We start from the raw sequence: 11370 nt of genomic DNA on the forward strand, positions 1-11370 counted from the left end.
GGGCCTGTTTGCCACGGCGGGTGGGAGGCATCCCGATTCCATAGGGCACGGCCTCCCACCCCGCAAGGACGGACGAACAGCCGACGGCTTGACATCCTGCGTTGAGGGTCTTAGTTAGTCGTGTAACTAAATTAGTCGTACGGCTAAATCGAAGGAGATGGTCCATGCGAGTCGAGTCCAAGCGGTCGATGCGGTGGGTGAAGGCGGCGGTGGCGGTGGGTGTGTCGTTGCTGTCGGTGCCGGCGCTGGCGCAGGACGTGGGCCGCTCGTCGACGGGCCAGGAGCAGCAGCGGCGTGGGGCGTTCCTGCTGGAACTGCAGCCGCCCGCGCTGGACGGCTCGCTCTACGGGGTGCGGGCGGAGGTCGCGGCGTCGAAGGACGCGCGGCTGGCGTTCGGCCTGATGGGGCGCGCGGGCGGGTGGAGCCGGTCGCTGGGCGCGAAGGCGCGCTTCACGGGCGTGCAGGGCGGCGACGTGAAGCTGAACTTCGGCGTGGGCGTGGATGGCCGCTACACGCTGGCCTTCCTGGCGGATGGCACGGTGCGGCCGTTCCTGGGGATGGCGGTGGGCTACGAGGAGTTCATCGCGCGGGCCACCGTCGCGTCGCCGGACACCAAGGAGTACACGACGACGGCGTTCCTGGAGCCGACGCTGGGCGTGATGTGGCGGCCGGGCTCCGGACGCGTGGGCCTGTCGGCGCGCGCGGGTCCGGGCTTCACCTTCACCGACGTGCGCACGCTCCAGGTGAGCACGGGCAACCTGGGCCTGCGCACGGTGTACCCCACCGCGTCGCTGGGCCTGCTGGTCGTCCTGTAGCACTGGTCCGGCGGGCGCTCGGAGCCTTGAGCGGATTGATCCCTCCGAGGAGTGCACACTCGTCCCCATGCGCCCGTCCGCAATTCGGGGCGCGTGGCTACACTCCAGGGCCATGAGCACCCCGTTCGAGTCCTACCGCGCCGAGTTCCCCGTCCTCGGCGAACAGCTCTACCTCAACCACGCGGGCGTCGCGCCCACCAGCCTGCGCGCGGCCTCCGCGGTGAAGGGGTGGATGGACGACCTGGTGCACCACGGCATCCTTCACGAGCGCGGCTGGGAGTCCCACAGCGAGCACGTGCGGGGGCTCGCCGCGCGCATCATCGGAGCCTCGCCGGAAGAAGTGGCCTTCGTGCGCAACACCAGTCACGGGCTGGGGCTGGTGGCGGAAGGGCTGGACTGGAAGCCCGGGGACGAGGTCGCCGTCGCCACGAGCCTCGAATACCCCTCCAACGTCTACCCCTGGCTGCATCTCAAGGAACGGGGCGTGGAGGTCCGTGAAATCGCCACGCCGAACGGGGGGGTGACACCCGAAGCCGTGGCGGCGGTGCTCACCCCGCGCACGAAGCTGGTGGCGGTGTCGTCGGTGCAGTTCGCCACCGGGCATCGCACGGACCTGGATGCCCTGGGCCTGCTGTGCGAACGCGCGGGCGTGCTCCTGTGCGTGGACGGCATCCAGAGCGTGGGCTGCATCCCGGTGGACGTGAAGAAGAGCCGCATCCACTTCCTCAGCGCGGACAGCCACAAGTGGATGCTGGGCATCTCCGGCATCGGGTTCCTGTACGTGGCGAAGGACGTGCTCCCGCGCGTGCGTCCCGCGCTGGTCGGCTGGAGGAGCACCACCGACGCGTGGAACTTCAACCGCTCCCACTTCGAGTTGCGTCCGGACGCGGCGAAGTTCGAGGAGGGCAGCGCCGCGTACCCCGGCATCTACGCGATGGGCGCCGCGCTGGAGCTGCTGCTGGAGGTGGGGACGGACGCCATCGGTGCACGGATTGGCGAACTCGTGGCCCGCCTGGACTCAGGGCTTCGCGACCTGGGCTGTGAAGTGGGGCCGGCGCCGGAGGACCGCGCGGGCATCCTCACCTTCCTGCCGCCGGGCGCCAGCGTCCGGGCGCTCAGCGCGCACCTGTCCGAGCGCAAGGTGGCCCACTCCGTGCGGCGCGGACGCATCCGCCTGTCGCCGCACTTCTACAACACGCCCGCGGAGATGGACCGGCTGGTGGAGCTGGTGCGCGCGTACCGGCCCGGGTGAGGCAGGCAGCGCCCGCACCCGGACCTTCCGGCGAAGGGGACTACTGCGCCGGGAAGAGGTTCTCCACGGACAGGTAGCGCTCGCCGGTGTCGTAGCAGAAGGCCAGCACGCGGCTGCCGTCCGGCATCTCCGCGAGCTTCTGGTTCACCGCGGACAGCGAGGCGCCGGAGGACACGCCCACGAAGATGCCCTCCTCGCGCGCGGAGCGGCGGGCGAACTCGAAGGCGTCCTTCTCATCCACCTGGATGGTGCCGTCGAGCGCGTCCGTGTGCAGGTTCTTCGGGATGAACCCCGCGCCGATGCCCTGGATGGGGTGCGGGCCCGGCTGGCCGCCGCTGATGACGGGCGACTTGACGGGCTCCACCGCGAACACCTTCAGCTTGGGCCACTTCGCCTTGAGCACTTCCGCGCACGCGGTGATGTGGCCGCCGGTGCCCACGCCCGTGATGAGGTAGTCCAGCCCGTCCGGGAAGTCGTTGAGGATCTCCTGCGCGGTGGTGCGCTTGTGGACCTCGATGTTGGACTCGTTCTCGAACTGCTGCGGCATCCACGCGTTGGGCGTCTGGGCGACGAGCTCCGTGGCGCGCGCGATGGCGCCCTTCATGCCCTTGGCCCGCTCCGTCAAATCAAAGGTGGCGCCGTAGGCGGCCAGCACGCGGCGGCGCTCGATGCTCATGGACTCCGGCATCACCAGGATGAGCTTGTAGCCCTTCACCGCGGCCACCATCGCCAGGCCGATGCCGGTGTTGCCGCTGGTGGGCTCGATGATGACGCTGCCCTCCTTGAGCAGGCCCTTCTTCTCCGCATCCTCGATCATCGCGAGGCCGATGCGGTCCTTGATGCTGCCACCCGGGTTGGCGCGCTCCAGCTTCAGGTGCACCGTGACGCGCGAGGGGTACAGGCGGTTGATGCGCACGTGCGGCGTGTTGCCAATGGTCTGCAGGATGCTGTCGACTTTCATGGCGTCTCCTGTGCGGGGAAGGTCACTGCGTTGGGGGTTCTCAAATCTGGTAGTCGAGGACGTCCAGGCCCTCGTCGCCGTGGCGCGCGCGCACCTCGCTGCGGCGGGTGACGACGGACTGGGGCGGCACGCTCTGCGTGAGCCACGCGTTGCCGGCGATGATGCTGCCCTTGCCCACCACCGTCGTGCCTCCGAGGATGGTGGCGTTCGCGTACACCACCACGTCGTCCTCGAGGGTGGGGTGGCGCTTCTTGTCCGCCAGGGCCTTCTCCACCATCAGCGCGCCCAGCGTGACGCCCTGGTAGAGCTTCACGTTGTCGCCAATCATCGTCGTCTCGCCAATGACGACACCCGTGCCGTGGTCGATGACGAACCGGCGCCCGATGGTGGCTCCCGGGTGGATGTCCACGCCGGTGCGCTGGTGGGCGTACTCGGTGAGCAGGCGCGGCAGCAGCGGGAAGCCCAACTGGTGCAGCGCGTGCGCCACGCGGTAGATGGCGATGGCGTAGAAGCCCGGGTAGGTGAGCACCACCTCGTCCACGCTGCGCGCGGCGGGGTCGGCTTCGAAGATGGCCTGGGCGTCCTGCTGGAGCCAGGCGTAGATGTCCGGCAGCCCCGCCATGAAGTGCGTGGACAGGCTGGCGTCGGTGCTGGGGTAGTGCGGCGCGAGCAGCCCCTGGATGCGCTGGAGGTTCGCCTCCACGGCGGTGACGTCCCGGCGCACCGCGGCGGCGTTGCACTCCAGCCGCTCCGCGAAGTGCGGGAAGAGCAGCCCCAGCACCTGCGCGACGAACTCCGGCGCCGCCTTGCGCACATCCGGGGGGAAGCAGTGGCGCTGTCGCGCCTCCAGCAGGGTGGCTACAAGTCGGGCGTTCGGATCGTCCATGGGGCGTTGCGTCAGGATAGCGTGCCAGGGGGCCGGTTTCTTTGTTTCAAGCGCAGGAACATCTGAACGAGGCCGGATTGGCATTTTTTCGGTCCCTGGAGGCGTAACGGCCCGGTTCCGTACGCAGATGCCGTCGGCGGCAAAACGTCGCGGCCGCCCGGCTGCCCGGAGAACGAGGGGCGGGTCGCGGCGCGTCATGGCGAGGAGGGGAGGCCGGGGTTACCCAGGGGGATGCCCGAAGGTCACAGCATCCACCGGGTTGCCAGGGTCCACCGCCGCTGGCTGGTGGGACGCCGCTTCACGGCCGACTCGCCCCAGGGGCGGCTGGACAGGGCCGCGCGCGTCCTCTCCGGCCGGGTGCTCCTGGGCGTGGACGCGCACGGCAAGCACCTGTTCCACGTCTTCGAAGGGGACGTGCGGCTGCACATCCACCTGGGACTCTTCGGTCGGATCCGCCACTTCCGGAGCGAGGCGCCGGCGCCCTCCCTGGCGTGTCGACTGCGGCTGGCGTCGACCGCGGCGACGCTGCACCTGTCGGGGCCCTCCGCGTGCGAGCTGCTGACCCCGGAAGGGGAGGCCGCGTTGCGTGCGCGGCTGGGCGAGGATCCCCTTCGCGCGGAGGCTTCACCGGACCGGGCGTATGCGCGGCTGACGTCGGGGCGCATGCCGCTGGCGCAGGCCCTGCTGGACCAGGGGCGCATCGCGGGCGTGGGCAACATCGTGCGGGCGGAGGCGCTGTTCCTCGCCAGACTGCCGCCGCTCCTGCCCGCGTGCGAATTGGAGCGGGGTGCGTTCGACACGCTGTGGAGTGCGATGCGGACGCTGCTGGAGGACGGTGCGCGCGACGGGCTCATCGTCACGCCCGGCGCGCCGCCCCTGCCGTCTCCGGGGCGCAAGCGCGCGGAGCGCTTCTGTGTGTATGGCCGCACGGGGCTGCCGTGTCCGTGCTGCGGTGCGAAGGTGAAGGGCCAGACGCTGGCGGCCCGCACGCTCTACTCCTGCGCCGCGTGCCAGGGCGTGGACCGTGTGCGGAGACCCCGTCGGGCCCGCGCCGGGGAGGGTGAGGCCAGTCGCTGATGGCGGCTGCGTTGAACGCGCACCGGTTGCGTTCGAGCGGACAGCCGGGGGCCACCCCACCACGCTGGCGCTTGCCGAGCAGGGGCCGCCATGGGGACGATGGAGGCATGACCTCCGCCCTGTCCTATGCCCACGGCACCAGCACCACCCCGCTGCTGGGGGAGACCCTCGGTCAGAACCTGCGCCGCACCGTGGAGCGGCATGGCGACCGTGAGGCGCTGGTGGTGGCGTCGCAGAACTACCGCGTCACGTGGCGCCAGTTCTGGGATGCGACGACGGAGGTGGCCCGGGGGCTGCTGGCGCTTGGCGTCCAGAAGGGGGACCGGGTGGGGCTGTGGTCGCCCAACCGCTTCGAGTGGACGGTGGCGCAGTACGCGCTGGCCCGTACGGGCGCCATCCTGGTCAACCTGAACCCCGCCTACCGCACGTCGGAGCTGGAGTACGCGCTCAACCAGGCGGGCGTCAGCGTGCTGCTCCTGGCGAAGGGGTTCCGGCAGACGGACTACACGGCGATGCTCGCGGAGGTGCGGCCCCGGTGCGCGGGCCTGCGCGAGGCGCTGGTGCTGGACTCGGATTGGGACCGGCTGGTGAAGGTCGGCGCGGCCGTGAGCGTGGAGGCGCTGGCGGAGCGCGAGGCGTCGCTCCAGTTCGATGACCCCATCAACATCCAATACACGTCCGGCACCACGGGCTTCCCGAAGGGCGCGACGCTGTCGCACCACAACGTGCTCAACAACGGGTTCTTCGTGGGCGAGGTGCTGCGCTACGGCCCGGAGGACCGCGTGTGCATCCCGGTGCCGTTCTACCACTGCTTCGGCATGGTGATGGGCAACCTGGCCTGCACGTCCCACGGCGCGACCATGGTGATTCCGGGCGAGGCGTTCGAGCCGTTGGTGGTGCTCCAGACGGTCCAGGCGGAGCGCTGCACGTCGCTCTACGGCGTGCCCACGATGTTCATCGCGGAGCTGGACCACCCGCGCTTCGGCGAGTTCGACCTCACGTCGCTGCGCACCGGCATCATGGCGGGCTCGCCGTGTCCGGTGGAGGTGATGAAGCAGGTGCAGTCGCGGATGCACATGCGGGAGGTCACCATCTGCTACGGCATGACGGAGACGTCGCCCGTGTCCACGCAGAACCTGCTGGATGACGCTCTGGACAAGCGCGTGTCCACGGTGGGCCGCGTGCACCCGCACCTGGAGGTGAAGGTGGTGGAGCCGGAGACGGGCGCGGTGGTGCCGCTGGGACAGCCGGGCGAGCTGTGCACGCGGGGCTACAGCGTGATGCTCGGGTACTGGGAGAACGCGGCGGCAACGGCGGCGGCGGTGGACCGGGCCGGGTGGATGCATACCGGCGACCTGGCGACGATGGACGCGGAGGGCTACGTCAAGATTGTCGGCCGCATCAAGGACATGATCATCCGGGGCGGGGAGAACGTGTACCCGCGCGAGGTGGAGGAGTTCCTCCACACGCATCCGGACATCAGCGAGGCGCAGGTCATCGGCGTGCCCAGCGTGAAGTACGGCGAGGAGGTGATGGCGTGGGTGCGGCTGAAGTCCGGCGCCACGCTCACCGCCGAGACGCTGACGGCCTACTGCGCCGGCCGCATCTCCACCTTCAAGATTCCCCGTCACTGGAAGTTCGTGGACAGCTTCCCCATGACGGTGACGGGCAAGGTGCAGAAGTTCCGCATGCGCGAGGTCTCCGTCGCCGAGCTGGGACTCGGCGACGCGGCCTCCATCAAGACGGCCTGACGCGCGGCTTCGCCTTCGACTTCGCGGGGGCCTTCTTCGCCGCGACCTTCTTCGCGGCGGGCTTCTTCTTCGCGGCGGGCTTCTTCTTCGCGGCGGGCTTCTTCTTCGCGGCGGGCTTCTTCTGCGCGGAGCGGTTCGCGGCGTCCACGGCGCGGCGGGCCCAGGGCAGCAGCATGCGGCCGTTGTCCTCCGCGTCCGCCGGGGGCGTGAAGTAGTTCATCTGGTGGGCCGTGCCCTTGCTTTCGTAGATGAAGGGCCGGCAGCCCTCGGCCTCGAAGGCGGGGCGGGTGACGTCATCCACCTTGAGGTAGAGCTGGCCCTGGATGATGAGGCCGAACATCCGGCCCGCGTAGGACAGGCCCCAGCCTCCGAACATGTAGCGGGCCTGCACCGGGCCGAGCGGCTCCAGCAGCTCCAACGTGTACTCCACCAGGCTGTCCGTGCGAGGCATGGGCGTCTCCTAGGTGCTGTGTAGCTCGAAGCTGAAGGTGGCGCCCCGGCCGGGCTCGCTTTCGACCGCGATCGTTCCGCCGTGTCCCTGGATGAGCTGCTTCGCGATGTACAGGCCGAGCCCCAGGCCGCTGGCCTCGCTCGAGGACGTCGCACGCTCGAACCGGACGAAGATCCGGTCCTGATGTTCCCTGGGGATGCCCGGGCCTTCGTCCCGGAGGCTGACCTTCACCTTGGGGCCCCGCTGCTCCACCTTCGCGTGCACGGGCTTGCCGGGCGCGTACTTGATGGCGTTGATGATGAAGTTCGTCAGCACCTGTTCGATGCGCATGGCGTCGAGCGGCGCGATGACGTCGTTCTCCAGCTCCGTCACGAGCCGGCATCCGGCCGCTTCGAACTGCGGAGCGAAGCGCTCCAGCAGCTCCGCCACCAGCGTGGAGAGGTTCGTCTCCACGGGAATCACCGTCAGCTTCCCGGAGCTGATGCGGGACACGTCGAGCATGTCATTGACCAGGCGCCCCAGCCGTTCCACCTGGAGCAGCGTGGTGTCGAGCAGCTTCTCGAGTCGCGCCGGGGGCAACGCGGAGGCGCCCTGCTTCGACAAGGCGCGCCGGCTCATCTGCGTCTGCAGCTTGAGCGTGGTCAGGGGTGTGTTGAGTTCATGGGAGGCGACCCCCAGGAACGTGTCCCGCGAAACGATGGCCGCGCGAAGGTTCTCCGCGAGCTGTTCAATCTCCCGCTGCTCGTTGACCTGGTCGGTCACCTCGTAGATGACCGCCAGGATGCCGTCGATCCGCCCGGACGGGTCGCGCTTCGCCTGGTAGGTGAAGTTGACGAACAGCTCCCGTTCCCTTCCGTCGGCCTGGACCATGGACGCGCGCTGCTTCGCGCCGTGGAAGCTCCTGCCCGTCTGGTAGACGCCATCGAGGAGCTCGTAGAAGCCCTGGCCCTCCAGCTCCGGCAGCGCCTCCCGGACGGAGCGGTTCAAGAGGTCCGTGGCCGGCCGGCCACCGAACAGCATGTCCATGAAGGGGGCATTGATGAAGGCGTAGACGTGACGCGGGCCACTGAGGATCGCGACGCCCAGAGGGGCCTGCGTCAGGAACCCCTGGAGTTCCCGCCGGGCCCTGTGTCCTTCCTCCTCCGCCCACTTCCGGTCGCTGATGTCGAGCGTCGTGCCGATGACGCGGGCGGCCTTTCCGGCCGCGTCGGAGGACACCTGCCCGCGCGCCTCGACCCAGCGGGGGGCGCCGCCCGTGGTGTCCAACACCCGGTGCTCCACGACGTAACGGCCGCCCGTCTCACCGGCGAGCGCGGAGTCGATGGCGCCGCGAAGGCGTTCGCGGTCGTCGGGATGAACACACTCCAGCATCTGCTGGAGGCTGAAGCCGGAGGGGTCCGGCAGTCCGAAGAGCGCGGCCATCCGCGCATCCCCCAGCATCTGACCGGAGGTGGTGTCCAGCTCCCAGGTGCCGGCGCCTGAAGCCTCCACGACCCGGCGGAGGTGTTCCTCGCTCTGTCGCAGGGCCCGTTCGCCGAGGATGCGCGCGGTGGTTTCGGTGCAGACCACCAGCGTGCCGCCAATCCTCCCGGCGTCGTCGAACACCGGCGAGTAGCCGTAGGTCCAGTAGACCTCCTCGATGGTGCCGTTGCGGAAGATGGGGACGAGCTGATCCTCATTCCAGCTGGCCTTGCCCTCGCGCATCACGTCGTCGATCTGCGGACCGATGATGGGCCAGATCTCCGGCCAGCACTCGCGGCCGGGCTGCCCCAGCGCCGCGGGGTGCTTTCCCCTGCCGAAGCTGGGGACGTAGGCATCGTTGTAGAGCTGGATGAGCTGGGGGCCCCACCAGAGGAACATGGGATGGCGCGAGTGCAGCATCGTCCGCACGAGCGTCCGCAGTGAGATGGGCCAGCCCTCCACGGACCCCAGGGGCGTGGCGGCCCAGTCATTCTCGCGCATCCGGGAAGCCATCTCACCGGCACCGCTGAACAGCTCATCCGCCGTCACGTCGTCCAGCTCCCGGGGCTCACCGACAGGGGCGAAGTTCTAGGGGATCCCCTCATGGCAGGGAAGCCTTCCCTGAGACCCGGACGCGGAGCAGCCGGATGCCTGTTCAATGTCTGTCTGCTCGTCCACCCAGGCTCGGGGGAGGCTAGCGGACCGTCGGCAGCAAGTGCTGCTTCACGTGTTCCGTGATGGCGTCCTTGAGGGCGCGCGCGGCGGCGGTGAGGTAGCCCTGTCCCCGGTGCACGAGCGCCACCTGCCGGCGAGGGCTGCCCCGCGTGAGGGGCACCACGTCGAAGCCGTGGGCCGGGGCGTCCTTCGCCATGAGCTGGGGCACCACCGCCACGCCCAGGCCCCGCTCCACCATGCGGCCCAGGGCCTCGGCGGTGTCCGTCTCCAGCGCCACCTTCGGCGTCACGCCACGCGCCTCACAGGCCGCCTCCACCGCGCGTGCGCCCACCATGCCGGGGATGCGCACCCACGTCTCATCGGTCAGCTCCTGGAGCGCCACGGGCCGCCCCAGCCGCGTCAGCCGGTGGCCGCGAGGCACGGCGAGCACCAGGGGCTCATCCCACAGCAGCTGGGTCACCAGGTCCACGCGGCGCACGGGCAGGGACAGGATGGCCAGGTCCAGGCCTCCCCGGGCCACGCCCTCCTCCAGCACCGGCGCGTGGTCCTGGCTCAAGCGGGGACGCACTTCCGGGTGGCTGCGCGTGAAGGCGGCCATCAGGTCCGGGAGCAGGTAGGCGCCCACGGTGGGCAGGGTGCCCAGCACCACGGGGCCGCGAGGCGTCCCGGACAGCCGCTCCAGCTCCGCGCGGCCCGCGGCCAGGGCTTCCAGGGCGCGTGTGGCATGGGGGAGGAAGCGCTCCCCGGCGTCGGTGAGGACGGCGCCGGAAGGGGTGCGCACCAGGAGTCGGGCCCCCAGCTCCGCCTCCAGCGTCTGGAGTTGTCGGGACAGGCCGGACTGGGAGAGGCCCAGCCCGCGCGCGGCGGTGGAGACGCGGCCCTCGCGTGCGACGTGCAGGAAGGCGCGGAGCTGTTCGGAGGTCATGCGTTCTTCGCAAGGACTCTATGCGGAAGATGCGATTTCCGCATGGTGGCTGGCGGCATACTCAAGGGGCATGGATGGAAGCGGCGTGACGGTGGACGCGGGCAGCCGGATGCAGCCGGGCGGGGCACGGCGCGTGGCCACGGGGGCGGTGTTGCTGGCGCTGGTGGTGAGTGCCTTCGAGGGCACGGTGGTGACGAGCGCCATGCCGACCATCACCCGGGAGCTGGGGGGCGATTCGCTCTACCCGTGGGTGTTCTCCGCGTTCCTGTTCGCCTCGACGGTGGGCGTGCTGGTGAGCGGCAAGCTTGCGGACCGGGTGGGGCGCAAGCCGGTGTTCTTCGCGGGGATGGGGTTGTTCCTGCTGGGCTCGGCGCTGTGTGGCCTTGCGACGTCGGTGCCGGCGCTGGTGGGCTTCCGGGTGATGCAGGGGCTGGGGGCGGGGGCGCTGCAGCCCACGACGCTGACCATCAGCGCGGACCTGTACACGCTGCGTGAGCGGGCCGCCATCCAGGGTCTGTTCACCGGAGCGTGGGGCGCGGCGAATGCGTTGGGGCCGCTGATTGGAGGCTGGCTGGTGATGCACGCCTCGTGGCGGTGGGTGTTCCTGGTGAACCTGCCGGTGGGCGTGCTGTCCGCGCTGTTGTTGCACCTGTCCTACCGGGATCCACCCCGGCGCGAGTCGGTGACGCTGGACCGGTGGGGGCCAGTGCTGGCGGGCAGCACGGTGGCGCTGTTGCTGTTCGCGTTGGAGCCGGGCGCGGCGCGGGCGCGAGGCGTGTGCGCGCTGGGCGCGGTGGCGGTGGCGGCGCTGTTCGTGCGGCAGCAGCGCCGGTCGGCGGCGCCCTTGTTGCCGGCGACGCTGGTGAAGGACCGGACGGTGCTCAGTGGCCTCGCGGGGGGATTGTTCGCGGGAGCGCTGCTCTACACGATGTCGGCGTGGGTGCCGCTGTGGATGACGGAGCAGGGGGGACACTCGCCGATTGGTGCGGGGCTCGCGCTGGTGCCGATGTTGCTGGGCTGGTCGGTGGGCTCGACGGTGGGCGTGAAGGTGCTGGTGCGGGGCGGCATGCGCGCGAGCGTGGGGTTGGGCTTCGCGCTGGCGGCGACGGGGGCGGG

General features: G+C 70.2%; 10 protein-coding genes. 5 read left to right on the forward strand and 5 right to left on the reverse strand.

The genetic code is table 11. The features are described from left to right. The first annotated feature begins 164 nt into the window (after nt 1–164). Nucleotides 165–815, forward strand: coding sequence for a hypothetical protein (locus tag D7X74_RS33205; protein WP_120537019.1), 651 nt, complete (start codon nt 165–167; stop codon nt 813–815). 112 nt (nt 816–927) lie between these two features. After that, nucleotides 928–2067 carry an aminotransferase class V-fold PLP-dependent enzyme gene (locus tag D7X74_RS33210; protein ID WP_120537020.1) on the forward strand — a complete coding sequence of 380 codons (1140 nt, stop codon included), beginning with the start codon at nt 928–930 and terminating at the stop codon, nt 2065–2067. A gap of 40 nt (nt 2068–2107) precedes the next feature. Here D7X74_RS33210 and cysK read toward each other — a convergent pair whose 3' ends face one another. Continuing rightward, nucleotides 2108–3028 (reverse strand): cysteine synthase A, encoded by a 921-nt coding sequence (gene cysK, locus D7X74_RS33215; RefSeq protein WP_120537021.1) that lies wholly within the window; start codon nt 3026–3028, stop codon nt 2108–2110. A gap of 40 nt (nt 3029–3068) precedes the next feature. After that, nucleotides 3069–3914: a serine O-acetyltransferase EpsC gene (gene epsC, locus D7X74_RS33220; protein WP_120537022.1), complete on the reverse strand. Its 846-nt coding sequence runs from the start codon at nt 3912–3914 to the stop codon at nt 3069–3071. Between the two features lie 231 nt (nt 3915–4145). Here epsC and D7X74_RS33225 point away from each other — a divergent pair, with 231 nt between their 5' ends. After that, nucleotides 4146–4991 (forward strand): Fpg/Nei family DNA glycosylase, encoded by an 846-nt coding sequence (locus tag D7X74_RS33225; RefSeq protein ID WP_120537023.1) that lies wholly within the window; start codon nt 4146–4148, stop codon nt 4989–4991. Nucleotides 4992–5098: 107 nt separating this feature from the next. Next, nucleotides 5099–6742 carry an AMP-binding protein gene (locus tag D7X74_RS33230; protein WP_120537024.1) on the forward strand — a complete coding sequence of 548 codons (1644 nt, stop codon included), beginning with the start codon at nt 5099–5101 and terminating at the stop codon, nt 6740–6742. Here D7X74_RS33230 and D7X74_RS33235 read toward each other — a convergent pair. The 3 genes from D7X74_RS33235 to D7X74_RS33245 all read right to left on the reverse strand — a co-directional run bounded on the left by D7X74_RS33235 (nt 6729) and on the right by D7X74_RS33245 (nt 10254). Further along, nucleotides 6729–7193, reverse strand: a complete 465-nt coding sequence (locus D7X74_RS33235; protein ID WP_120537025.1) for a TfoX/Sxy family protein — start codon at nt 7191–7193, stop codon at nt 6729–6731. The two genes, D7X74_RS33230 and D7X74_RS33235, sit on opposite strands and share 14 nt — an antisense overlap. A 9-nt stretch (nt 7194–7202) precedes the next feature. Then, complete coding sequence (locus D7X74_RS33240; protein WP_120537026.1) at nt 7203–9203, reverse strand: PAS domain-containing sensor histidine kinase; 2001 nt, start codon at nt 9201–9203, stop codon at nt 7203–7205. Nucleotides 9204–9348: 145 nt separating this feature from the next. After that, complete coding sequence (locus tag D7X74_RS33245) at nt 9349–10254, reverse strand: LysR family transcriptional regulator (protein WP_120537027.1); 906 nt, start codon at nt 10252–10254, stop codon at nt 9349–9351. 70 nt (nt 10255–10324) lie between these two features. Between D7X74_RS33245 and D7X74_RS33250 the strand changes: the two genes are divergently transcribed. Next, the coding region (locus tag D7X74_RS33250) for an MFS transporter (RefSeq protein ID WP_120537028.1) at nt 10325–11370 on the forward strand (1046 nt) is incomplete at its 3' end.

It is taken from the genome of Corallococcus sp. CA047B (genome assembly GCF_003612065.1).
In the GTDB taxonomy this organism is placed as follows: Bacteria; Myxococcota; Myxococcia; order Myxococcales; family Myxococcaceae; genus Corallococcus; species Corallococcus praedator.